This is a genomic window from Pseudoalteromonas sp. TB64, assembly GCF_000498095.1.
Lineage (GTDB): Bacteria > Pseudomonadota > Gammaproteobacteria > Enterobacterales > Alteromonadaceae > Pseudoalteromonas.
This window is the reverse complement of the sequence record NZ_AUTQ01000117.1, coordinates 40,964-65,494: the sequence shown is the minus strand read 5'-3', so window position 1 is coordinate 65,494 and position 24,531 is coordinate 40,964. Positions and strand designations below refer to the sequence as shown.

General features: G+C 39.4%; 20 protein-coding genes and 1 pseudogene. 12 read left to right on the top strand and 9 right to left on the bottom strand.

Going from position 1 to position 24,531, the window contains the following annotated elements; genetic code table 11:
* Positions 1–809, bottom strand: a pseudogene (locus tag L647_RS0109330) (S9 family peptidase); the annotation flags it as partial.
* A gap of 201 nt (positions 810–1,010) precedes the next feature.
* Here L647_RS0109330 and L647_RS0109325 point away from each other — a divergent pair.
* Positions 1,011–2,240, top strand: coding sequence for a glycosyltransferase (locus tag L647_RS0109325; protein ID WP_024610901.1), 1,230 nt, complete (start codon positions 1,011–1,013; stop codon positions 2,238–2,240).
* Positions 2,241–2,356: 116 nt separating this feature from the next.
* Positions 2,357–3,583, top strand: coding sequence for a threonine/serine exporter family protein (locus L647_RS0109320; protein ID WP_024610900.1), 1,227 nt, complete (start codon positions 2,357–2,359; stop codon positions 3,581–3,583).
* 107 nt (positions 3,584–3,690) lie between these two features.
* Here L647_RS0109320 and L647_RS0109315 read toward each other — a convergent pair whose 3' ends face one another.
* The 3 genes from L647_RS0109315 to poxB form a co-directional block, all read right to left on the bottom strand.
* A complete protein-coding gene (locus tag L647_RS0109315; protein ID WP_253948849.1) occupies positions 3,691–4,104 on the bottom strand; it encodes a hypothetical protein in 414 nt (137 codons plus the stop codon).
* A gap of 13 nt (positions 4,105–4,117) precedes the next feature.
* Entirely contained in the window at positions 4,118–4,591 is a 474-nt protein-coding gene (locus L647_RS0109310; RefSeq protein WP_024610898.1) for a hypothetical protein, read from the bottom strand.
* Positions 4,592–4,804: 213 nt separating this feature from the next.
* Positions 4,805–6,529, bottom strand: coding sequence for a ubiquinone-dependent pyruvate dehydrogenase (gene poxB, locus L647_RS0109305; RefSeq protein ID WP_024610897.1), 1,725 nt, complete (start codon positions 6,527–6,529; stop codon positions 4,805–4,807).
* A gap of 320 nt (positions 6,530–6,849) precedes the next feature.
* Between poxB and L647_RS0109300 the strand changes: the two genes are divergently transcribed.
* A complete protein-coding gene (locus L647_RS0109300; protein WP_024610896.1) occupies positions 6,850–8,505 on the top strand; it encodes an RluA family pseudouridine synthase in 1,656 nt (551 codons plus the stop codon).
* Positions 8,506–8,548: 43 nt separating this feature from the next.
* Here L647_RS0109300 and L647_RS0109295 read toward each other — a convergent pair whose 3' ends face one another.
* From L647_RS0109295 to L647_RS0109285, 3 genes are read right to left on the bottom strand one after another with little or no spacing between them, the layout of a single operon-like run.
* The gene (locus L647_RS0109295; protein ID WP_024610895.1) at positions 8,549–8,767 is read right to left on the bottom strand and encodes a DUF6500 family protein; all 219 of its coding nucleotides are present in this window, start codon (positions 8,765–8,767) and stop codon (positions 8,549–8,551) included.
* A 27-nt stretch (positions 8,768–8,794) separates the two neighbouring features.
* Positions 8,795–9,052 carry a hypothetical protein gene (locus tag L647_RS0109290; protein WP_024610894.1) on the bottom strand — a complete coding sequence of 86 codons (258 nt, stop codon included), beginning with the start codon at positions 9,050–9,052 and terminating at the stop codon, positions 8,795–8,797.
* 24 nt (positions 9,053–9,076) lie between these two features.
* Positions 9,077–9,334 carry a hypothetical protein gene (locus L647_RS0109285; protein ID WP_253948847.1) on the bottom strand — a complete coding sequence of 86 codons (258 nt, stop codon included), beginning with the start codon at positions 9,332–9,334 and terminating at the stop codon, positions 9,077–9,079.
* A 297-nt stretch (positions 9,335–9,631) separates the two neighbouring features.
* Here L647_RS0109285 and L647_RS0109280 point away from each other — a divergent pair, with 297 nt between their 5' ends.
* Positions 9,632–10,057 carry a hemerythrin domain-containing protein gene (locus L647_RS0109280; RefSeq protein ID WP_024610892.1) on the top strand — a complete coding sequence of 142 codons (426 nt, stop codon included), beginning with the start codon at positions 9,632–9,634 and terminating at the stop codon, positions 10,055–10,057.
* A 117-nt stretch (positions 10,058–10,174) separates the two neighbouring features.
* Here the strand turns inward: L647_RS0109280 and L647_RS0109275 are convergent, their stop codons facing one another.
* On the bottom strand, positions 10,175–12,691 hold the full coding sequence (locus L647_RS0109275) for a plasma-membrane proton-efflux P-type ATPase (protein ID WP_024610891.1): 2,517 nt from the start codon (positions 12,689–12,691) through the stop codon (positions 10,175–10,177).
* A gap of 287 nt (positions 12,692–12,978) precedes the next feature.
* Positions 12,979–13,392, bottom strand: a complete 414-nt coding sequence (locus L647_RS0109270) for a hypothetical protein (RefSeq protein WP_024610890.1) — start codon at positions 13,390–13,392, stop codon at positions 12,979–12,981.
* A gap of 415 nt (positions 13,393–13,807) precedes the next feature.
* Between L647_RS0109270 and L647_RS0109265 the strand changes: the two genes are divergently transcribed.
* From L647_RS0109265 to L647_RS0109230, 8 genes are all read left to right on the top strand, one after another.
* Positions 13,808–16,165, top strand: coding sequence for a TonB-dependent receptor (locus tag L647_RS0109265; protein WP_024610889.1), 2,358 nt, complete (start codon positions 13,808–13,810; stop codon positions 16,163–16,165).
* A gap of 10 nt (positions 16,166–16,175) precedes the next feature.
* On the top strand, positions 16,176–18,329 hold the full coding sequence (locus L647_RS0109260) for a bifunctional TVP38/TMEM64 family protein/FAD-dependent oxidoreductase (protein WP_024610888.1): 2,154 nt from the start codon (positions 16,176–16,178) through the stop codon (positions 18,327–18,329).
* 2 nt (positions 18,330–18,331) lie between these two features.
* The gene (locus L647_RS0109255) at positions 18,332–19,150 is read left to right on the top strand and encodes a DUF547 domain-containing protein (RefSeq protein WP_024610887.1); all 819 of its coding nucleotides are present in this window, start codon (positions 18,332–18,334) and stop codon (positions 19,148–19,150) included.
* Positions 19,137–20,477 (top strand): ABC transporter substrate-binding protein, encoded by a 1,341-nt coding sequence (locus L647_RS0109250; protein ID WP_024610886.1) that lies wholly within the window; start codon positions 19,137–19,139, stop codon positions 20,475–20,477. The genes L647_RS0109255 and L647_RS0109250 overlap by 14 nt, the downstream gene beginning before the upstream one ends.
* Positions 20,474–22,219, top strand: a complete 1,746-nt coding sequence (locus L647_RS0109245) for an ABC transporter permease subunit (protein WP_024610885.1) — start codon at positions 20,474–20,476, stop codon at positions 22,217–22,219. The genes L647_RS0109250 and L647_RS0109245 overlap by 4 nt, the downstream gene beginning before the upstream one ends.
* Before the next feature lie 41 nt (positions 22,220–22,260).
* Positions 22,261–22,899 (top strand): ATP-binding cassette domain-containing protein, encoded by a 639-nt coding sequence (locus L647_RS0109240; protein ID WP_024610884.1) that lies wholly within the window; start codon positions 22,261–22,263, stop codon positions 22,897–22,899.
* Positions 22,900–22,940: 41 nt separating this feature from the next.
* Positions 22,941–23,618 (top strand): CDP-alcohol phosphatidyltransferase family protein, encoded by a 678-nt coding sequence (locus L647_RS0109235; RefSeq protein ID WP_024610883.1) that lies wholly within the window; start codon positions 22,941–22,943, stop codon positions 23,616–23,618.
* On the top strand, positions 23,611–24,402 hold the full coding sequence (locus L647_RS0109230; protein ID WP_024610882.1) for a sterol desaturase family protein: 792 nt from the start codon (positions 23,611–23,613) through the stop codon (positions 24,400–24,402). The genes L647_RS0109235 and L647_RS0109230 overlap by 8 nt, the downstream gene beginning before the upstream one ends.
* The last annotated feature ends 129 nt before the right edge of the window (positions 24,403–24,531 follow it).

Sequence of the window (24,531 nt, the reverse complement as noted above, 5' to 3'; positions counted from 1 at the left end):
CCTGCCACTAAAATATTGGTAGAATCAGGAGAAACCGAAAACGATTTAAATAAAGCTGAACTGCCAATTGCTTGTGTATTACCATCGAGCGTTATGTAAGCAAGTTGACCCTGCCCGTAAAACTTAAATTGCGCTTCATCAAACGGGCTGGTTAATAAGTTTTGGTAAGTACGTGCTGGGGCTTTTTCGCCAGTACTTTGTTGAATAACAGGCACAATATTTTGACTATCATTTGTAAGCCTTGGCTTACCAATATTAACCGCTAAATTTGCAACTATTGCACTGCTATCTGGCAGCCATTCGTAAGGCGTTGCGGTTAATACCGAATTTAACGCAGAACTAGAAAGTGCTTTTGCTTGCTTTGTTTCAACGCTGTACAACCACAAATTTGCTTGATCTGCCTGCTCAACTATAAAGGCTAAATACTTACTATTAGATGACCATTGAGGTGAGCGAATAATCCCTTTTGGTACGTTATTTATATGAATAACTGTCCCGCTTTGAACATGCTTTAATTCTACTGCACTGTATTTTGCATTTACACGGGAGCGCGAAAAATTAGCAGGATTAAGCTTAATCCCAGCTAGTTTAAGTTCTTCTTTTGCAAGTTCATCAAGGGTTACTACCCGTTTGCGTTCAAATAACGCAAGCCATTGACCATCGCTTGATAAGTAGCTAGTGGGTGCTAACTTTGCGTCAACCAAAGCGGCAAGTTCGGGTGATGGAGTTTGGTACCCCTGCTCGGCGTAACTTGTTGGTACTAATGCAACACAACAAATAAGGGCAACTAACAGCCTAAAAGCGCTCATGTTTTTATCCTTTTGTTATTTTTTACTTTTATAGCTGTATATAAACACGTTTTGCTTTATTCATAAAGTATTAAGCTTGCTTTAAGTGGTGTAAAAGATGACTTAGTAACGCAATTTAAACTACACTACACAGCTGTTTACTTGTTGTTTGACTCGTTACAATACGAGTTAGTATTTATCAAAAATTAGAGATTCTAGCCAATGAAAAAAGTGCTGGTAATTGGCTACGTATGGCCAGAACCAAATTCGTCTGCTGCGGGAACGCACATGATGTCGTTATTAAATGCATTTAGAGCGCAAAACTGGGACGTTGAATTTGCAACGCCCGCGCAGCGCACCGACCACATGGTAAACCTTGACGACTATGGCATAACCAGCCAAAGCATTGCGCTAAACTGTGACAGCTTTAACGAATACGTTAAAATCTATAACCCAGATATAGTAATGTTTGACCGTTTTATGATGGAAGAACAATTTGGCTGGCGTGTTGATAAGCATTGCCCAAACGCTGTTAAGATTTTAGACACTGAAGATTTACAATGCTTGCGTAACGCTCGACACACGGCACTAAAAGCGGAGCGCGAATTTACAACCAGCGATTTATACTCAGATATAGCAAAACGCGAAATTGCCGCTATTTTACGCTGCGACCTAAGCTTAATTATTTCAAGTTATGAAATGAGCCTACTAAATAGCGTATTTAAAATAGAGCCAAGCTTATTGCACCACCTACCCTTTATGGTTGATTTAAGTACATTACCTGCAAGCATAAAAACGTTTGAGCAGCGCCAGCACTTTATGACCATAGGTAACTTTAGGCATGCGCCAAATTGGGATGCTGTACTTTACTTACAAAAAATATGGCCACTTATTCGCAAGCAACTACCAAAAGCAGAGCTACATATTTACGGCTCTTACCCACCACCAAAGGCCACGGCACTTAATAACCCTAAAACCGGTTTTTTAATAAAAGGCTGGGCCGATAACGCGTTTGATGTAATGCAAAGCGCTCGAGTATGTTTAGCACCACTGCGTTTTGGTGCGGGTATAAAAGGCAAATTACTAGAAGCCATGATTATGCAAACACCCAGCGTTACTACTAATATTGGTGCAGAGGGCATGCATAACGATTTACCATGGTCGGGTAAAATAGCTAACACCGCTGACGACTTTGCCAATGCAGCCATTGAAATGTACAACAGCCAAAGTGAATTTGAACAAGCGCAGCATAATGGCAACACACTACTTAATACGCTGTACGATAAAGCGCAATTAAGCGCTGCGTTAATTAAAAAAGTCGATTCAATAAGTAACGATTTAAACGCTCATCGCGAAAAAAACTTCACCGGTCAAATGCTCAAACATCATACAATGCGCAGCACTCAATACATGTCGCAATGGATAGCCGAAAAAAATAAAAAATTAGATTAAAAATGACTAGACACACACCAATTAGTGTTTAAAATCGCGCCCATCAAACGTGGGCAATTTTAGCTGTATTGCTTATATTTTTAGCTTAGTTATCGCAATATTTGGTCCAAAAAGATTTGAAAACTGCAACTTTTACAGAAAAACGCAAATTTATCGTTAAATTAGGCAAAATGCTTCACAAGTATGGTACGCCCGCTTACCGCCTGGAAGCTCATCTAATGGAAGTGGCTACTTACTTAGGACTTAAATCGTCGTTTGTTATGTCGCCAACCTCTGTAACGTTTGTTATTTGGACCGATGGTCACGAAGACGAGTACACCCACGTAGCACGTGTAGACCCTGGCGATCACGATTTAGGCTCGCTTGCCGATACCGACGACCTTGTAAATCAAATGCTCGACGACAAATTAACCTTACAAGAGGTCGACGCGCAGCTAGACGCTATTTTTGTAATGCCAAACCCGTATAACAAACTAACAACGGGTGTTGCATTTGCAACCTCTGGTGGTGCGTTTGCCATGTTAATGGGCACAAGCTGGATTGACGTAATTTGGTCATCAATGCTTACTCTCGTTGTTTATTTATTTGTACTTTGGTCTGGGCGCTCAAAACGCGTAGCTCATATGCTTGAGCCATTAGTGGCAATAATATCAGCAATACTTGCGTGTGCAGTAAGTGTGTATATAACACCTGAGATAAATATACGCTTAGTGGTACTTTCGGCCATTATTGTGTTTATACCTGGTTTAGCACTTGCGCTTGGTTTAGCAGAGCTGGCAGCGCGGCATTTAGTGTCGGGTACTGCGCGAGTAATGGACTCGTTCATGCTGCTATTTAAACTGTATTTTGGTGGTTTTATAGGTATAGGTATTGGCTTTGCACTCTTTGGGCAAGCCGATTTTGTACAACCTGAGCCATTACCAAAGTGGACCGCATGGCTGGCTATATTTTTACTTTGTAGCAGCTTAATCGTTATTTTTAGAACCAAACTTAAGCATGCTGTTTGGTCTATTGCATCAGGCTTTATAGCGTATGGCACCAGTATTGGCTCGGCTATGTACCTTGATTACACGTTAGGTACGTTTGTAGGTGCTTTATCGGTGGGTATATTTAGTAACTTGTTTAACCGTGTTGCTAATGCGCCGGCCTCTATTGTTGCCATGCAAGGCTTGATTGTATTAGTACCAGGAAGCAAAACGTATATTGGCTTAAATTCACTTATTGAAGGTCAAGACTTTGTATATGCAGAGCATATAGGTCAACAAACGTTTTTAATATTTATGTCGCTTGTTGCAGGGCTAATATTTGCAAACGTAGCCCTACCGCCTAAAAAGAGTTTGTAAATTATACTGAGCACTCGCTTTACTTTGATTGAGTAAAGCGAGTGAAGCGTTAAACTAACAACAACTACCACGTAGCAATTGATGCCAATGCTAAGTGTTTTAGCTCATTACATTGCACTTGAGTCAAACTCAAAAACCTCATAGTGATTCCAACGTAAAAAAAGTTCACCGCTTTCAAAATACAGATTTATGTCATCACTTGATGAATAGCAAAAATCATCCCAGTGACTACAAAAAACTAGCCAAGGTAATGTAAGCGCTGTTTCTTGATCCCAGCAAATTGTTACTGTTTGCGAATCATTTACTAAGCCCTTTAACCATTGGCGTGTTAATTCATTCCCTTGTGTGGAGTCAAACCTTTTTGCTCCAACCGGAAAGTTAATAGGTGTAGTAGCAATTAATGCTCTTGCTTGATCTTCGCTCAATGGATTGAGTTTATTTAGTGTATCTTTAGAAAAATCGCCATGGGATGCGCTAATCCAGCGCCATGCTAAAGAAAAGTCTTCAATTTTAATCAACACTCTATACCTACTTTTACAAACACGTAGTGGACTCTACAATACTATTACAACGTTCTAAATACCCTATTAATTCTGGGCCTTCGGGATAATCAGAGCAATTGCCTATTATAAGGTCTGCAACTTTACCTGTCGGTTCTATCTCTACGTCCATGTATGATGCAAATACAGAGTTATTTTTGGTTTCAGTCCACGTAAAGTGATATTGGGTTTTGCCTGTGCTAAGAAGTTTACGATCTGGTTTATTAAATTTACTCGTTGTTGTTGCCAGTAAATGCTTTTTGTTTTTAACGGTAATTTCAGCGCTGCTGACGGCCCAAGACAATGGCCACTCTCTTGTGATTTCGGTAGAAATTTCACATTCGCCAAGCACACTAACCTCATCCAAATCAGAAACTATATTTGCGTATTCACTGGTTCGTAAACTGCTTTGCTGAGCCTGAACAAGCCACAAAACAACCAGTGACAGTAAAACCGATTTCCATTTCATTATTTATTACTCCACCTCCTCTTTGTAGAAGAAGCCCTTAAAACACTGTTGTGTGCATGTTGATTTAGTTAACGATAAACCATATATGATTTTCTATTTTGGTTCAATTACTTACAAGCAACCATCGCTTATTAATGGTCGAGGATGACTGTGAGGATTATTACTATGGCACTTCCCTATTGAGCCAAAATACTCAATAGGGAAGTAACTTAACTAGCGTGACCAGTTAGTTTTGGCAAGCTCTACAATTTCGTTTCCTTTGCCATTTATCAGCGCTTTCATCATGTAAACGCTAAAGCCTTTTGCTTGCTCTAATTTGATTTGCGGTGGCATTGAAAGCTCTTGTTTTGCGGTATCGACTTCTAAAACAACAGGTCCTGAGTGGTTCATCATCTCGTTCATTGCCGATGGCAGTTTTTCAGGGTCGTCCACATGAATCCCTTTTAAGCCACAGGCTTCTGCAATTTTAGCAAAACTTGGGTTTTCTAAATCGGTATCGCTTGATAAAAACCCACTGGCTTTCATTTCCATAGCCACAAAACTGAGTGAGCGATTATTATAAACAACAATCTTTATTGGTAAATTAAGCTGTTTAAGCGAGATTAAATCGCCCATTAACATCGAAAAACCACCATCGCCACACATTGCAATGACTTGACGATCTCTATCTACAGATTGAACCCCCATTGCCTGCGACATGGCATTTGCCATAGAGCCATGGTTAAACGATCCAATTAACCGGCGCTTACCATTCATTGATAAATAACGCGCAGCCCACACTGTTGGCGTACCGACATCGCAAGTAAAAACAGCATCGTCAGCCGCTTGCTCGTTTAGTAAACGCGTTAGGTATTGCGGGTGAATTAAATTTTGCGAGGTTTTGCCGCTGGCAAGTTCATCAAGATCTTTTCGAGACTCTTTGTAGTTTTTAACACATTTTTGTAAGTGCGAACTTGTCCGCTCACCTTTAATATGCTCAAGCAGTGTGGTCACTGAGTTTTTTGTGTCTCCTAGTACGCCACAATCAATTTGCACGTGTCGCCCGAGTGACGCTGGCTGATTATCAATTTGCAATATGGTGGTATTTTCAGGATAAAAAGCACGATAAGGAAAACTAGTACCAATCATAAGTAACGTATCGGCTTCTTGCATTGCATGATAGCCCGACGCAAAACCAATAAATCCGGTCATACCAACATCGTAAGGATTGTCGTACTCAATAAATTCTTTACCACGCATAGCATGCACTATCGGTGCTTGTAATTTTTCGGCTAGCGCAACAATTTCATCGTGGGCATCCTTACAACCAGCACCACACAATAAGGTTACTTTTTTGCTTTTATTAAGATGAGTCGCCATTGCTTCAATATCAGATAATGCAGGGGTATAAGTTGCTGGTTTTGGCACGTTCCATTTTGGTTTGATAGCTTTAGGCATATCTTTTAATGCAATGTCGCCAGGTAGCACAAGTACACTCACGCCTTTGTTTAATATTGCTTGTCGCATTGCGGTTTCTAGCAAGTACGGCATTTGCTCAGGGCTCGAAACCATTTCACAATACACACTGCATTCTTTAAATAATTCTTGCGGATGGGTTTCTTGAAAATAGCTACTGCCAATTTCAGATGAAGGAATATGTGCGGCAATAGCTAATACCGGTACGTTGTTGCGCTGACAATCAAATAGACCGTTAATTAAATGAAGATTACCTGGGCCGCAAGAGCCCGCACACACCGCAAGCTCGCCTGATAGATGAGCTTCGCCACCAGCTGCAAATGCTGCCACTTCTTCATGACGTGTGCCTAGCCATTCAATTGTTCCCATTTTTCGCAGGCTTTCACTAATGCTGTTAAGTGAATCGCCAGTTACTCCCCAAATGCGCTTTACGCCCGCTTGTTCAAGGGTTTTAGTAATAAAACTTGCGATACTTTGACTCATAATATAGAACTCCTAAATATTAAGTTATTCTGTAAATTGATTTTTCGCCTCTGATCTATCAGGTAAGTCATCGTTTCGAAATGCGCTCAATTATTGAGAATCGACAAGCTTAAATATTTTAATAACGATAGATATATTACTACTGAGACTTTACTAACAAACAATACTCCTAGGTTTGCTGCGCCCCCATACTGATACACATAACATGAATGCGCGCTTTAAAATCGAGACGAATAAACTAGCCCGAGATTTTTAGTGGCTTAACTATGAATATGTTATTATGCGCCCAATTATTTCATTGAATGCTTTATGTTATCTTTATGCCAAATTCTGCTACTTGCTTTACGTTATTTGCTCAAAATATTGACCAATATTTGCTCCCAGAAAAGTTTACGTTCCCTTTTTATTACGAGCCACAACCTCTAGCTATTAAAGCGGCAAAGCAACTACAGCAACAACTTGAAATGCTGCCACAACTGCACGAAGAAAACGCGGGTAAAATGTTTGGTGTATTAGTGGTACAAAACGATGCGCAGCAAGTAGGGTTTTTAGCGGCTTATTCAGGGCAACTAGAAAGTGAAAAAGCAGGTATAAACTTTGTACCCGCTGTTTCAAGCATACAACTACAAGATGATATTTACTCAGAACAAAGTAAAATAATTAACGACATTAATGCACAAATTGATCAGCTAGAAAACAGCAAGCAGTTAGCGGTTACCAACACACAGTTAAACGAAGCAACAATCACTTATCAAGAGCAGTTGTTAGCACAGCAAGCTGTAATGCAGTTAGGCCGATTACAACGTAAAAAACAGCGCAGTGAAGCAAGTGCAGAACTTAGTGAAAGTGATTTTGAATTATTAAAAACAAAGTTAGCTAGCTTAAGTATTATCGAAAAAAAACAACTACAAGCACTTAAACTTTACTGGCAAAATAAAATAGATTTACTTAAACACACCTTAGCAAAAACTACAGATGAAATAAGTCATTTAAAAAAGCGCCGTAAAACGTTGTCGAAAAGCTTACAAAAAAAATTATTTGCGCAATATCAATTTTTAAATGCTAACGCAGAAGTAAAAGATCTCAATGGTATTTTTGCTGAGTTACCAGCACATACCCCGCCCGCAGGTTCTGGTGATTGTGCCGCGCCTAAATTGCTGCAATATGCGTATAAACATAACCTAAAACCTATTGCGATGGCTGAGTTTTGGTGGGGTGCTGCGCCTAAGTCGGCTATTAGGCAGCACAAAAATTATTATCCGTCTTGTTACAGTAAATGCCAGCCCATTTTAAGCCATATGCTTAAAGGGCTTAACGTTGAAGACAATCCATTATTAGTTAATCCTGCACAAGGTAAGCATCTTGAAATTATTTATAAAGATGATGACTTACTCGTGGTAAATAAACCAGCCGAGTTTTTATCTGTGCCTGGCGTTAATATTGAAGACTCTGTTTATATGCGTATTAAAACGCAATTTCCAGAAGCCTCTGGTCCCTTAATTGTGCATAGATTAGATATGTCGACATCTGGATTATTGATGATCGCACTTAATAAACGAGCGCATAAAGCCCTGCAAAAGCAGTTTATAGAGCGCGTTATTGAAAAACGTTATGTTGCATTGGTCGCAGGAAATGTAATTGAAAATAGCGGAACGGTAGACTTACCATTAGTGCTCGACTTTGATGATAAACCACGTCAAATGGTGTGTTACAAAAATGGTAAGCCATCGCTTACAACATGGCATGTTTTAGAGCGTAAAAACAATACAACCCGATTGCAGTTGTACCCTAAAACAGGTCGAACCCACCAATTAAGAGTACATTGCGCCCACAGTTTAGGTTTAAATATGCCTATTGTTGGCGATACTCATTACGGAAAAAAAGCCGACCGATTACATTTACACGCTGAGTATTTAGCGTTTACTCACCCAATAACGCAAAAACGATTAGAGTTTGAAGTAGCTGCTGATTTTTAGATACTAGGAGCGTATTAATCTTTGGTGGCTGCAAGGTAGTTAGTTAAAGCCCATCTAAAATCATCTGTTTAATTTTATGCGCTTTTTCAAAGTGATCTAACTTATGAGTTTGTATCCACCATGTAGCCGCTTCCATAATTAGCTCAGAGTCGTCATTTTTATTAGCAAAAAAAGCATAAAAAGAAAGTCCAACATTTTCGCCTTTGCTTGCTATTTTTTTATCGCACACTGTGATTATTTTTGTTCTTAACGATTCACGCATAAATACCTTGTTTAGTTTTATTCTTCACTAATTAAACACGCCATTTAAAAAACTAGTCAGAAACTCTAAAATACTTCTGTCTACTATGCCATGGTTTTCTATTTTTTTGTTTTTAGCATTTACTTGCATAGCTTTGCACTCATTTTTTAATTGTTCTACCGTGTGTGCTTCAACCTCATATGCAGTATCAGCTTGCTGCATACATTTTGAAGACCCTGCATAGTCAGGCGATGCACAAGCACTTAGTAGCAAGCATAATAAAAACGTAGTAAAAAGCTGTTTCATATTTACCCTACCTAAACGTAAATGTTAGTTTGTTGCCATTTCAATCGCAATAACAAAAACTTCAAAAAAGAATAAACCAACTGCATCTGTAAAAATGTCATTTTTATGATTTGTTTCGATTTTAGCGCTCATACATTTATTATAAACTTCGGTACTTGTTTGAGCACCATTGTTATCGGTCGAATTAGCTTCTTCTATGCACTCATCCGAATCAGTATGTGTTGGCGAACTACAAGCACTTAATACAAAACATAGTGAAAAAACAGTAATAAAGTTTTTCATGTTTATCCTTAAACTTAAAATATTTTCCTATCTTTAAATTTTATTTTAGCACCGTAATAATAGGCTTTCCTATCCAAATTTTGTAAGTATCTGTAGAAGTAAACTTACTCAATATTTATACTTTTGTGCTGTTTTACTCTTTGAAATAATTGCATTAATCTCTCTGTAAAATTTACAGATTAGTGCTATAAAAAACAAAAATATAAATATAAACCTAATAATTTCAAAAGATTAACCTGTGGCATTGCACTTGCTTCTAATCAAATAAGCAATCAATAGTAAGTAAAAGGATTAATTATGAACATTTTTGAAGCGCTACGTCACGATCATGATAAGCAACGAGAATTAGTTGATGCACTTATTCAAACCCACGGTGAAACAGACAAACGCCATACTTTAATGGATGAGCTAAAAACTGAATTAGAACAACACGCAAAGTTTGAAGAACGTTACTTTTACAACCCACTTATGTTTGATGATTTAACTCACGTAAAAGCACGCCACAGCGTTGCTGAACATCATGAAATTGATGAATTAATTGAGCAACTTGAAGACACAAAAATGAGCTCATCGGCTTGGTTAGTAACCGCTAAAAAATTACATCACTTGGTACATCATCATTTAAGTGAAGAAGAACACGAAGTATTTCAATTGGCAGGAAAAGCACTAACCGAGGGGCAAAAACAAAGTTTAGCAAAGCAATATAACGATGCAATGCACTAAATATTTTAGTATTTGTGAGTACCCCTATTCACAAATAATTAAACCGCCTTATATACACTCCCTTGTGTACTATTGGTTATAAGCCACTTGGCTTATAACCATTTTTAATCCTATGCGTTAACTCTTTTCTAGTAAGGGTGCTTCTGTCGGATCAAAAATTCGATACGCCACTAGCTTTAAGCCATCGTTAATAAAAAACCACACCAAAGCATATGCCCACACAGCAAGTGCCCATCCCCATCCTAGTGGGGTCATAAACACGCCATAAACAGCAATAAGTGTTGCTATAACTTGCGTGCCAAATACGGAGACCATTAATATAGCAGACGGTTTAATAGACCAAAATGGACCTCGGGTACGCGCTAAAAATATAGTCAAATGCCCTGCTACAGAAAGTAATAAGTACATTAATGTTTGAAGATGAGGACGGTCGAGTTCAAATACTTTATCGCCCAAGTAAAATAAACCAAAGGCTGCAATTGGCCCTACAATTCCCAGCACAGATGCAATACCCAAAACGAGCCGCATATTCCATGTTTCGGGCTTATTTTGATAATGCACATTGTCGTATGCAATAGACAAAATGGCGGCATCGTTAAGTAAAGCAAGCATTACAATCATGACTGCGGTTAACGGATAAAAATTAAAAAATAATATCGCCATTGTCATAAAAAGTAGCACGCGCAGTGTTTCAGCAACCCTGTAAATAGCGTAACTGTTCATGCGTTGAAATATTTTTCGGCTTTCTTTAACTGCATCAATAATAACCGATAAGCCATCGGTCATTAACACAATTGATGCTGCTGAACGCGCTGCATCTGTAGCACCCGATACAGCAATACCACAGTCAGCTTTTTTAAGTGCTGGCGCGTCATTTACGCCATCTCCTGTCATACCAACAATGTGCCCTCTATGCTGAAGCACATCAATAATATGGTATTTATGCTCAGGAAATACTTGTGCGAATCCGTCAGCGCTCTCGATAGAGTCATCTAACTGCGTTGTTTGATGGTGTTCAGTTGCACCAAATCCACTAGCATCAAGAATGTTTGTCCCTAAACCCAGTTTACTTGCAGTTTCGCGCGCAATGGCCACTTGATCGCCCGTGACCATTTTAACGCTCATACCCATTTCTTTTGCATCGGCAATGGTTTGTATTGCTTCTTCACGCGGTGGATCAAAAAGCGGTAATACGCCTATAAATTGCCATTTACCTTGCTCGTCTGTTTTAGCAACCGCTAAAGAGCGAAACCCACGTGCTGCAAATTCATCTATCGATGCCTCAACTTGAGTTTTAACTGCCTCAATATTAGCCGACAAAGCTAAAATAACCTGCGGTGCACCTTTGGTCACTTTAAACGTTTTGCCATCAGCATTTTTAATTAATGCTTCAGTACGTTTGCTCACAGGATCAAATGGCTGAAAATGCTCTATATGATAAGAATCTAGATGCTGCTCAGCTTTTACACTTTGTAATACTGCTAAGTCAATTGGATCGTTATTTTCTGAGCGAGATGCTAATGCCGCGTACAATATAACTTGCTCAGCAGAGCCTTTATTTGTTGAGTTTTCGATATAAAACGGGTCACCTAACGTTAATAGGTTTTGTGTCAATGTGCCGGTTTTATCGGAACAAAGAATATCAACACCCGCTAGCTCTTCAATTGCAGCTAAACGTGTTACAACCACTTGCTTTTTAGCCAATAAACGAGCGCCTACAGCCATAGTAACTGATAGCACTGTTGGCATGGCGACTGGTATTGCCGCAACGGTTAATACCAGTGCAAACTGCAATGTGGTAATCATTGGATCATCGCGAAACAAAGCAACAATAACTATAAGCAGCACTAAAGCCGAAGCAAGCATTATTAAATAATTACCAATTTTAAGCACTGCACGCTGAAAATGACTTGCGGTTCGCTCCCCTTGCACTAACTGTGCTGTTTTGCCAAAAAAGGTATTAGCGCCGGTTGCGTAAACTATTGCTTCTATTTCACCTTGGCGAATAATAGAGCCCGAATAAACAGTTTCACCCGCCGACCTTACAACCGGTAACGACTCACCCGTAAGTGATGATTGATCGACTTCTACTGGATCACCATTTAGCAAACGCGCATCTGCAGGCACTATATCGCCCATCCGCATTCTAATAACATCACCTGGTACAAGTTCGCTGGCATTTAAATTTTGCCATTGAGTATCACGGCGAACGCGTGCTTTGTTAGCTAATTTTGCTTTTAATGCGGCAATTGCATTACCCGCTTGATGCTCTTCCCAAAAGCCAACCAATACGTTGGACAACAATAATACAAGAATAATAAAAAAATCAGCCCAGTGCTTAGCAAGTGCCGATAAAATAATAGCAGCCTCGATCATCCACGGTATTGGCCCCCAAAAGTAAGATAAAAATTTGAGTAGTAGGTTTGTTTTTTCTTCAACTAGTTCGTTAGGTCCATATTGTGCCAATCTTTGTGTGGCATCAGTTTGGCTTAACCCGTCGGATGATGTTTTTAGCTTTGCTTGTAATTGTGCTAAATCGAGCTTGCTCCATTCATCGCAATTTTGATTATGTGAAGACTTGTTTACTGAACGATTTGATGACTGATGCGCTGACGAAATTTTGACCTTTTCCATACGAGCCTTCTATACAACATTGAGTTGAATAACTTGAGGTAATTAAAACCTACTAACCGTATAGCTAACATAAACTAAAGCTGTCGATATTGTTCTTACAAATGTATTAACTTTGATCTAACGCAATATTAAGGGTGAAATAATATAAAAAGAATTATTTTTAGAAGATGATAAAGAGGGTGGATTATTAAAAGAAGTACTGAAAGGCTATACATTGAGCTGAAATAGTAAGTAACTCAGCCCAATGTACTTTTAGCTATAACCTTATGGGTATAGCTATTGTTTTATTACTTTACAGTAAATTTTACGTCTTGGTCACGTAACAAGTAAAGTGCAAAACACGCAGCCCACATTGGCCATGCAGTGAAGAATAATAAGTTATTAAAACCATCAATGTATTGGTTGTAAGACGAAAGCGTAGATAAACCATGCATTACAAAAATGATACCGTAAGTAATACGTTTTTTAATACCCGCTAAAAATGCCAATACTAAAACAAGTTGAAGAGCACCAATAACATAAGCAACAATATCAGATGAGCCACTAATACCGTAAAAATGTTCAAAAATACGCGCGCTATGACCTGGGTTTACGAATTTATCGAACGTCCACATAGCCATTACGATAAAAACACCTAAGCGAAGCGATAAAAGAGACCACTGCAAACGATTTTGTACATCTGAACTCATTGAATTTGTCATAAAACTTCCTTTAAAAAATATATAAATAAACCTGAATAGACGAAGACCGTATAAATTCGTTTTTATTTCAAAAAAAATTAATTTTTTTTAATAAAAGTTAAATTCTAATAATTATAACGCCGCACACTTTAGTTTTATAAATTCAGTAAGCAGGCTGCTATATATAAAATGGTAAGAACTAAAAAGTAGTCTACAATTAAAAAACTTATTAAAAGCAAATATTTATGTTCAATGTAATACAATTTATCGATTTTTTTAGCTAACCAGTAAAACTATAATACTAAGTTACTAACCTTAAAAAACACTAATTTTGTTATGTTCTAAAAAAACAAAAAGAATTGAGGTTTGACTGAAAGTTATTTTTACGCCTTTCGGTCTTTATCGCCATCAACATATAATTATAGAGAGAAAACGCTTGAAACACGCATACTTGGCTTTAGCTTTAGCCACCATATTAAATACCCCACTTAGTGCTTTTGCCGCAGAAGAATCAACAAAGACAAATGATTCAATAGAGCGCATTGAGGTGGCTGGTCAAGTTATTAGATCTCAAGGACTTTCTGTTAAAGACGCTACAGTTGATGGACCTTTTGGTGACAACTTAGCACTGCAAGATATAGCGCGTTCGGTAACACCAATCTCAAGCGAATTAATAGAACAACTTAACATTACGACATTACAAGATGTATTAGCAGTAAGCCCTAATACTTATTCAGCGAGTGGCTTTGGCGCACCAAGCTTACCAACTATTCGTGGGCAATTAGGTGAGCTTTTTCAAGATGGTACACGTCGTCAAGCAGGTAATAATGGCTTTGGGGTGCCGTTATCGTTCAACTCTATAGAACAAATAGATGTGGTAAAAGGCGCACCACCGGTATTATTTGGCTCAAGCCAGCGAAATGGTGGTTTTGTAAACTTACATTCTAAAAAAGCGTCTACTGATGAAAGTAAAGGCAAAGCAACGGTATCTGCGGGTCGATGGGACCAATACAGTGTTTTAGTAGATTACAGCGCACCGATTGTAAAAGATAAAGTCGGTTTTAGAGTCAGTGCAGAGCACATTGATAACGGCAGCTACTATGATTTTTCAGGCACTAAAAGCGACAGCCTTTTTGCAGCGCTTCGTATTTTGCCAGACGATAAAAGCAGCTGGGATATTAACTTTGAGTTGTATCAGGTTGAGTTTACCGATAACGCAGGTATAAACCGCCCTACCCAAGCATTAATAGATGACGGACTTTACATTACAGGCCAAGGCGTACAAGCAAATGGCAGCACAGTACCAGCAGCCGGTTCAATTATTTCGCCAACCGGATTGGTGAAAATTGACCGTAGCACGGTGCTAACCGACCCTGATAATCAAAACGAAGCCACCACGTATTTACTGCACAGTATTTATAAGCGTGAGCTTTCAAATAACGCATCAATTAAAAACATCACGTACTTTCAGCACTTACAACGTGAAGAAATTGCACAAAATAGCTTTGTCGAAATTATAGATGGTGCCGATACAGCACAAAACCGTACCGAGCTTACTTATCTTTGGAATAGTAATCAGCAAACTATTTTTGCATTTGATGTACGTTATAACCGCGTATTAGGCTACAGCCAATTTACAACAGAAGCCGACTTACCTATTGATTTAACAGGCCCACTTTCAAACCGTCGAATTCCTTTAACCGACACACAACAAGCGCGTTTAATTGAAATTAGCCCAGGTGTGTTTGTATCACCCGGTGGTCAATACGATATTAATAACGACGGCAGCGGCGACTTTAATTTATCAGACACTACCGATTCGCGTTCATGGCAAACAGGCTTTGCCATTCAACAAGATTCAGATTGGACAAGCAAATTTCATACAAGCGTTGGGTATCGTATTGACTTTTATGACGTAGACGCACACGACCCAATAGCACCACAAGGGCAAATTGCAGCCAGCGATAGCATTAACGATAAACTACATTCTGGGCAAATCAGTTTTAACTACCGACTAAATGGTGACTATACTACTTACGGCACTGCAAGCTATAACGAAGCTACATCAAACAGTATGGCCGGTGGTACAGCGCTTAGTAGTGACAATACAATAAGTGCACAAAATTTTTCTACTGAAAATACCCTTGTTGAGTTTGGTTTAAAATACGCACCAACCGACAGTGATTGGTACGCAGATGCTGCTTTATTTAGTCAACGTCGTAGTTTACGTAACCGCGATGGTAGTAACACAGGCATTCGTACTTCCGGTTTTGAAAGCCAAGTATTTTACGACGCCTACCCGTATTGGTTAAGCGCGGGTTACAGCTATATCGATGCTCGCTACGATAACTCTGCAAGCAGTCAAGATTCAGCACAAGTAGCAGATGCATTTGATAATTCTCGTCCAGATATTATTGAAGGTACCAGTGTTGGTGCGCCTAGTTTTACAGCGTTTGCGCCATCTGATAGGCGTGTGCAGGGTATTCCGGAACAATCTTTTAGTTTTAACGGAAATTATTCAATTAATTCGAAATGGCAAACGGGTTTTTCAGGTCTATATACAAAGAGTTACCCATTAGACTTTTTGGCGACAGTAAAGATTCGTGATCAATACACGTTAAACGTAAATACTAGCTATGCTTTTACGCCTAGCACCAAGTTACGATTAGACGTAAACAACGTTACGAATCAAAAAAACTGGCGCCCAGTATTTGAAGGCGGTTACTTTGGTGCAACTTTGGCTTTTCCTGAGTTGCCAATTAACGCCAAGCTTACGCTTACTCATAATTTTTAAGAGAGAGAACATGATTAAAAAAATATTTCTATTATTGATTGCAGCAGGCGCCGTAGGCTTGTTCTTTCACTTTAATTTGCACCAACTACTGACGCTTGATGGCTTAAAAGGATCAATGGATCAGTTTAGCGATTACAAAGAGCAATCTCCGTTGTTGGTTATTGGTGGGTTCTTTTTACTTTATGTAATAGTTACTGCCTTATCTTTACCAGGCGCGGCTATTTTAACACTTGCAGCAGGCGCATTATTTGGCTTGGTAGAGGGTTTATTAGTTGCATCGTTTGCATCGACTATTGGTGCAACACTCGCCTTTTTAGTGTCTCGTTACTTACTGCGCGATACAATTAAGCAACGCTTTCCTGAGCGCCTAGCCGCTATTGACGCTGGTGTTGAAAAAGAAGGTGGATTTTACTTATTTACTCTACGCTTAGTGCCGGTGTTTCCGTTCTTTTTAATCAACTTACTAATGGGTGTTACCTCAATAAAGTCATGGACTTATTACTGGGTAAGCCAAGCAGGCATGCTAGCCGGTACATTTGTATTTGTTAATGCAGGTACGCAACTGGCACAAATTGATAGCTTATCGGGCATTTTATCGTTCAACTTAATTTTATCGTTCGCTTTGTTAGGAATCTTTCCATTTATTGCTAAAGGAATCTTAAACGTGTTTAAAAAACGTCGTGTATACAAAAATTATACTAAGCCTAAAAAATTCGACCGTAACATGATTGTTATTGGCGCGGGCGCTGGTGGTTTGGTAACAAGTTATATTGCCGCTGCTGTTAAAGCAAAAGTAACCCTTATTGAAGCCGGCGAAATGGGCGGCGACTGTTTAAACTACGGTTGTGTTCCAAGTAAAGCAGTTATTAAAAGCGCTAAAATTGCAGAGCAAATTCGCCACGGTGAAAACTACGGTCTAGAAAACGCAACACCACAGTTTTCGTTCAAAAAAGTAATGGCACGTGTACATAAAGTTATTGCCGATGTAGCACCACACGACAGTGTTGAGCGTTACACAGACTTAGGCGTAGATGTAGTAAAAGGTTACGGTAAATTAATAGACCCGTGGACTGTAGAAATTAAACTTAATGATGGCGGCACGCAAACACTCACCGCTCGCACCATTGTTATTGCAACTGGCGCACGCCCATTTGTACCGCCACTACCTGGTATTGAAGAAACAGGCTATGTAACAAGCGATACATTGTGGAATAAATTTGCAGAATTAGACGAGGCACCTAAAAAACTTGTAGTACTAGGCGGTGGTCCAATTGGTAGCGAATTAGCACAAAGCTTTGCACGTTTAGGGTCAAGTGTTACGCAAATTGAAATGGCAGAACGCATCATGATCAAAGAAGATCTTGAAGTGTCTACTTTTGCTCACGAAGCGTTAACAGAAAGTGGCGTTAATATTTTAACATCGCATCAGGCATTACGTTGCGAAGCTCGCGATGGTAAAAAATTCATTATTGTTAAACATAACGATGAAGAAATAGATATTGAATACGATGAGCTATTATGTGCCGTTGGTCGAAGTGCGCGTCTTAAAGGTTACGGTCTTGAAGAGCTAGGCATAGAAACAAACCGTACAGTAGTAACTAACGAATACCTAGAAACACTGTACCCAAATATTTTTGCAGCAGGCGATATCGTAGGTCCATACCAGTTTACACATGTGGCTGCTCATCAGGGTTGGTACGCAGCAGTAAACGGTTTATTTGGTCACCTTAAAAAGTTTAAAGTAGATTACCGTGTTATTCCGTGGACTACATTTATTGACCCAGAAGTAGCACGTGTTGGTTTAAACGAGCAAGATGCTATTGATAAAGGGATAGATTACGAAATCACTCGTTTTGAATTTGAAGAGCTAGACCGTGCAATTACCGATAGCGCCACTAAAGGCTTTATTAAAGTAATTACACCAAAAGGCAAAGACAAAATATTGGGTGTTACCGTAGTATCTGAACATGCTGGCGACTTAATTGCTGAATTTGTACTGGCAATGAAGCACGGCTTAGGGCTTAACAAAATACTCGGTACTATTCATAGTTACCCTACATGGGCTGAAGGTAATAAGTACGCAGCAGGTGAGTGGAAACGCGCTCATGCTCCTGAAAAAGTACTTAACTTACTTGAAAAATACCACACTTGGCGCAGAGGTTAATTATGTTTAAAACACCTTTGAAAGCACTACTAATTGGCTCGGCTTTAGTTGCAACATCGTTTGCAACTTCATTTACAGCCCAAGCCCAAAGCATGCACGATAGCTGGAACACGTTAGTAACTAACAATGTTGCTGCTATTAATAATGGTCATAGTACTGAGGTTGATTACGCTGCTATAAAATTACAGCATAAAGAACTTAAAAGTTATTTAGACTCACTAACAGCAGTAACACAAAGTGAGTTTGATGGCTGGGAAAAGCCTAAGCAACTCGCTTTTTTAATCAATGCTTATAATGCGTGGACTGTTGAGCTTATTTTAACTAAGTACCCTGATCTTAAGTCAATTAAAGATTTAGGTAGCTTTTTTAGCTCACCGTGGAGTAAAGAGTTTGTTCCTTTACTTGGTAAAACACGTAGTCTTGATGATATAGAGCATGGTTTAATTCGTGGTAGCGGTAAATATAACGACCCACGTATTCACTTTGCTGTAAATTGTGCGAGTGTTGGTTGCCCTGCACTTCGTGAAGAAGCGTACACCGCCGACACTTTAGAAGCACAACTACAAGAACAAACGGTTCGCTTTTTATCAGATACAACTCGTAACATTGCAAAAGATAATACGCTAAGCGTGTCTTCTATATTTAAGTGGTACGGCGATGATTTTGAAAAAGGCTTTAGAGGCACAAACACACTGGGTGAGTTTATGCTGCAATATCCAGATGCGCTTAAACTGATGCCTAATCAGCAAAAAGCACTTAAAAGTGGTGAGATGAAAATTAAATTTTTAGATTACAACTGGGATTTAAATGCACGCCATTAAGTTTTGGCAAATCATTACGCGATACAGCTTTTGCTGTGTCGCGTTTTGCGTTTGTATAACGGCAAGTTTTGGTGTTTTTTCGACCTCTACTTTAGCCAGTACCGTTACGAGCACTAATACTAATATCAATAATAATATAAACGAGAATGCAAAGCTAAAATCGCGCTGGGAACATATTAAAACGCAAGGTCAAAACCAAGACGTATATTTTTATGCGTGGGGCGGCGACGCACAAATAAATGCCTATATTCAATGGGCTGTAAAACAAGTTAAAACTAAGTACAACATAAACTTAGTGCATGTAAAACTCAGCGACACCAGCGAAGCGGTAAGCCGTGTACTTGCAGAAAAATCAGCCAATAATAACAACCAAGGCAGTGTTGATTTAGTGTGGATAAATGGTGCTAACTTTGCCACCATGAGCGAGCATTCTCTGCTTTTAAAGCAATGGGCTAATAAGCTACCTAACTTTGTATTTACCGATCCGATAAACAATCCGGCTGTTAATTTTGATTTTGGATTACCTACCAATGGAATGGAAGCACCGTGGGGGCAAGCATCGCTCACATTTTATTACGATAGCCTAGCAATAGATGGCTCAGCTAATAATAAACTTCCAACTACATTAAACGAATTATTAAACTGGAGCGCGCAAAACCCAGGTCGTTTTAGCTACCCTAAACCACCTGACTTTTTAGGTATGAGCTTCTTAAAGTACGCACTAGTAATGCTGCATCAACAAAGTAATGAAAGTGTAAAAGCACAGTTAAACCAACCAGCTACCGCTTTAAATACGGCACAAGTGCTAAATCCGTTATGGGACTTTTTAAATAAACTGCACCCAACACTTTGGCGTGGTGGTACGCACTTTATGCAAAGTGGTGCACAAATGCGACGCTTAGTAGACGATACAGAGCTAAGCTTAGCCTTTACGTTTTCAGCACCCGAAGTGCCTGCAGCAGTAAAACGCTATGATTTACCAAACAGTATTCGTAGTTACGCTATGAATGATGGCAGTTTAAGTAACACCCATTTTATTGCTATTCCTTACAATGCCAGCCACCAGCAAAGTGCGCAATTAGTGGCTAACTTTTTACTTAGCCCACAAGCTCAGGCTCATAAACAGCAAGCGCATGTTTGGGGTGATAAAACGGTACTTATTCAATCAACACTAAATGCTGAGCAACAAGCTTTGTTTAAAACAACTAAACCACACCCAAGCGCCCTTCCTTTTAACAGTATTAAACGCACATTAAGTGAGCCACACCCAAGCTGGGTTGATGCAATTATGCAAGGGTGGCAAACGCGTTATGGGGTAAGCAAATGAGTGTAATTTCAAACAAAGTGATTGCAACTTCAAAGCCCGTTACGCATTGTAATACTGATATATTTACCCGTATGGTTAAGTTTAGCCCGCGCTTTTTACTCGCCTTACTGATATTACCCGTACTTGGTGGCTTAATTAGTGTTTTACTACCCGCCTTTGGTTGGGCTCCAGCGCTTGAACAAACCAGTATTGGTTTACAGGGCTTTAATGCACTTTGGCAAACACCTGGTTTGAGCCAAATGGTTGCATTAAGTGTTGCAACTGGCTTAGTAAGTACCCTACTTGCTTTTGTCATTACCTTAATGATTTTAGCTGTGTTTTTTAACAGTCCTTGGCTTGGTCATATTCAGCGTTTACTGAGTCCAATTTTAGTAATACCACACGCAGCAGCCGCTATTGCAGTTGGTTTTTTAATTGCCCCTTCAGGTATGATTTCGCGTTTAATATCACCTTGGTTGAGCGGTTGGGATCTTGCACCAAACGGCATGTTTCCGCATGACTCGTTTGGTATTAGTATAATTTTAGGCTTAACACTTAAAGAACTTCCTTTTTTGTTATTAATGGCACTGGGCGTATTGGCGCAACCTGAGCTCGGCAAAAAGTTACGCCAACAACACAAAGTCGCGCTTAATTTGGGTTACTGCCCAATGACTGCTTTTTTTAAAGTAATACTCCCAAGCCTTTATCCACTTTTACGTTTACCCCTTTTAGCGGTACTTGCCTATGCCAGCGCAAGTGTAGAAATGCCACTTATACTAGGTCCAAATACACCGCCCACTTTGGCCGTTGCTATTATGCATTGGTTTAACGATGTTGATTTAAACCTGCGCATTAAAGCCTCAGCCGGCGCCTTGCTACAACTCGCAGTAACCGGTGGGTTATTGGCTATATGGCTTGGCGGCGAAAAAGCCATTAAAATGCTATTTAGTGACCTACTTACCAATGGCGAGCGTGAATATGGCGGCGCGTTTTGGCAAAAAATTACCGTTACCCTCACCATATTTGTTATTGGTTTTATATTATTGTCGCTTATTGGTTTAGTAATGTGGTCGGTCGCTGGATTTTGGCGCTTTCCGGCAGCTATACCCGATCAGTTTGTGCTGTCACACTTTAAAAGTGCGTTAATGCAAATGGGCAGCCCACTGTTTAATACACTTGCTATTGGTTTAGTAACAACCGTATTTGCCATTATAATTACGTTGTTATGTTTAGAGTCGGAGCAATTAAACGATAAACCAATTTCTCGTTTTACGAGTTTAATTATTTACTTACCGTTGCTTGTGCCTAGTATTGCTTTTTTGTTTGGTCTTGTGTGGATTCAGCAATTAGTAAATAACCAAGCCGCATTTTTTAATGTGGTACTTACACACTTACTCTTTGTTTTACCTTATGTGTTTTTATCGCTTGCTAGCAGCTATCGACGCTTAGATCCACGCTTTGCAAATGTTGCGGCAAGTTTAGGCGCCGCCCCATGCAAAGTGTTTTTTAGAGTAAAACTTCCTCAGTTGTTTGCACCAATTTTAATCGCTGCCGCACTGGGTTTAGCAATAAGTTTTGGTCAATATTTACCTACACTTTTAGCCGGTGGCGGACGTATAGCTACANAAGCCGTTACACTTGCTAATGGCGCAAGTAGGCGCACAAGTGCGGTGTATGCCATTATGCAAATGGCGCTACCACTTATTGGATTTATACTTGCGTGGGTATTGCCTAAGTACTTTTTTAAAAGTGCGCGAGTTTAGAAACGCATAAATTATAATGCATATATCGTTAAGGTTTTTTAATGCAGTCATCTTTACAGATTAAAAATTTAAAGCTTTGTCGTCAAAACGAGCTTTTACTTAGCTTGAACGAACAAGTGAATGGCGGCGAAATACTCACAATTATGGGGCCTTCGGGCAGCGGTAAATCAAGCTTATTAAATTGGCTTACGGGCACATTACCAAATGGCTTTAAAGCTAATGGCGAAGTATGGCTTAACGGCGAAAACATTGATAACTTGCCTGCGCATTTGCGCCACATTGGTGTGCTTTACCAAGATGCTTTATTGTTTTCGCACTTATCGGTTGCTGGCAATATTGCCTTTGCTATGCCTAAAGGCAATAAAAAGCAGCGACTTGAAAAAATAGAACACGCGCTTGAACAAGTTGGTTTGAAAGACATGGGCAATCGCCACCCCGACAACCTCTCGGGCGGCCAGCAAGCACGTGTAGCATTATTACGCATGCTACTGAGCGAGCCTAAAGCTATTTTGCTCGATGAACCATTTAGCAAGCTCGACACACAACTGCGGGTTGATACTCGCGAACTCGTGTTTAGCCAAATACGGGATCACAAACTACCCGCAATAATGGTAACCCACGACCACAGCGACGCAGAGGCTGCCAATGGCAAGCTCATTACGTTAAGCGCAGCTCTTTAATATGGCTTTAATACATAGCTTAAACGCATAAGGCAACAAACATGCTAGACAAATTTATCACCCCTGTAATAAAGCCACTTTTAACTCCTGTTGTAATGCTTATGCACAAACGCGGTATAACCCCCGATCAACTCACTGTTGTTGGTTTTTTAGTGGGTTTATTAGCAGTGCCATTACTTGCTTTTGGACTTTGGTATGGGGCATTAACTGCCATTGTTTTAAATCGTATTTTAGATGGGCTTGATGGCGCACTGGCGCGTTATTCAAATCAAAGCTCTAGTGCTGGTGGATTTTTAGATATAACGCTCGATTTTTTATTTTATGCGGCTATTCCGCTTGGTTTTATTTTGGCGAACCCTGAGCAAAATGCAATTGCCGGCTCGTTACTACTTGCAGCCTTTATTGGCACTGGCTCAAGCTTTTTAGCGTTTGCGATTGCCGCCGAAAAATTTAAGCTTGAAAAACCTCAGTTTAAATATAAAAGCTTTTACTACTTAAACGGTTTAACCGAAGGCACAGAAACAATTGCACTGTTTATTGCATTTTGTATTTGGCCACAACACTTTGCCATTATGGCAAGTATATTTGCTGTTGCTTGCGGCGTTACTATTTTTACCCGTATACATGGTGGTTACCACACTTTAAAGCAGCAAGAAGCTGACGTTAATAACGCAGAGCCAAAAGCACAACACTTCGATACAGAGGTAAATAATGACTAACGAAGTATGGTGGCGTCTAGGCTGTTTTTTTAGCATTTTAATTATTATGATGTTACTTGAATGGCAAAAACCAGCACGCCAATCACCCATTAAAAGCAGCACACGCTGGTTTGCTAACTTTGGTTTAGTGTTTGCCTCGTCGGTTATTGCACGCTTAGTTGTACCCATTGGCTTAACCGCTGTTGCACTTTACAATCAAGAGCATGGCATTGGTTTATTCAATCAAATAGCCATGCCAAGTATGATTACTATTATATTGAGCATGTTATTACTCGATATATTAATTTACTGGCAACATAGGTTATTTCATCAGGTGCCTATTTTATGGCGCTTACATCGCGTACATCATGCCGATGCCCACGTTGATACAAGTACGGGCTTACGATTTCACCCTATTGAGATTGTGCTTAGCATACTAGTAAAATTTGTAGCCGTAAGCGCTCTTGGCGTACCCGCAATAGCAGTGCTTATATTTGAAATAGCACTCAACGGTTTAGCATTGTTTAATCATGCAAATATACGTTTACCAAATAAAATTGAAAAACCATTACGCCTCGTTTTGATGACCCAAATACTTCACCGAATACACCACAGCAACGTGGTAAGTGAAACAAACTCAAATTATGGGTTTAGCGTTATTTGGTGGGATAAACTGTTTGGCAGTTATAAAAGCGAAGCTAAAAAGCCTGATGGTGATATAAATATAGGCTTAATTGAATACCCAAGTGCTAAGCAAAATGCATCTCTTTGGAACTTGCTTATAATTCCTTTTAAAAATAAATAACGAAGATATTTAGGTTATAGATTGTTATTTAATATGTAAGTAAAGCACATAGCTGTGCTTTACTTACATTCATACATTAGACCACTGCAAACTAAAGTAACCCCTCCTTTTTTACTAAACATTTTAACC

Bases quoted from the DNA above. Each gene is read 5' to 3' on its own strand.
- L647_RS0109325 (WP_024610901.1), top strand. From the start codon at position 1,011: ATGAAAAAAGTGCTGGTAATTGGCTACGTATGGCCAGAACCAAATTCG.
- L647_RS0109310 (WP_024610898.1), bottom strand. From the start codon at position 4,591: ATGAAATGGAAATCGGTTTTACTGTCACTGGTTGTTTTGTGGCTTGTT.
- poxB (WP_024610897.1), bottom strand. From the start codon at position 6,529: ATGAGTCAAAGTATCGCAAGTTTTATTACTAAAACCCTTGAACAAGCG.
- L647_RS0109300 (WP_024610896.1), top strand. From the start codon at position 6,850: ATGCCAAATTCTGCTACTTGCTTTACGTTATTTGCTCAAAATATTGAC.
- L647_RS0109295 (WP_024610895.1), bottom strand. From the start codon at position 8,767: ATGCGTGAATCGTTAAGAACAAAAATAATCACAGTGTGCGATAAAAAA.
- L647_RS0109290 (WP_024610894.1), bottom strand. From the start codon at position 9,052: ATGAAACAGCTTTTTACTACGTTTTTATTATGCTTGCTACTAAGTGCT.
- L647_RS0109285 (WP_253948847.1), bottom strand. From the start codon at position 9,334: ATGAAAAACTTTATTACTGTTTTTTCACTATGTTTTGTATTAAGTGCT.
- L647_RS0109280 (WP_024610892.1), top strand. From the start codon at position 9,632: ATGAACATTTTTGAAGCGCTACGTCACGATCATGATAAGCAACGAGAA.
- L647_RS0109275 (WP_024610891.1), bottom strand. From the start codon at position 12,691: ATGGAAAAGGTCAAAATTTCGTCAGCGCATCAGTCATCAAATCGTTCA.
- L647_RS0109270 (WP_024610890.1), bottom strand. From the start codon at position 13,392: ATGACAAATTCAATGAGTTCAGATGTACAAAATCGTTTGCAGTGGTCT.
- L647_RS0109260 (WP_024610888.1), top strand. From the start codon at position 16,176: ATGATTAAAAAAATATTTCTATTATTGATTGCAGCAGGCGCCGTAGGC.
- L647_RS0109255 (WP_024610887.1), top strand. From the start codon at position 18,332: ATGTTTAAAACACCTTTGAAAGCACTACTAATTGGCTCGGCTTTAGTT.
- L647_RS0109250 (WP_024610886.1), top strand. From the start codon at position 19,137: ATGCACGCCATTAAGTTTTGGCAAATCATTACGCGATACAGCTTTTGC.
- L647_RS0109240 (WP_024610884.1), top strand. From the start codon at position 22,261: ATGCAGTCATCTTTACAGATTAAAAATTTAAAGCTTTGTCGTCAAAAC.
- L647_RS0109235 (WP_024610883.1), top strand. From the start codon at position 22,941: ATGCTAGACAAATTTATCACCCCTGTAATAAAGCCACTTTTAACTCCT.
- L647_RS0109230 (WP_024610882.1), top strand. From the start codon at position 23,611: ATGACTAACGAAGTATGGTGGCGTCTAGGCTGTTTTTTTAGCATTTTA.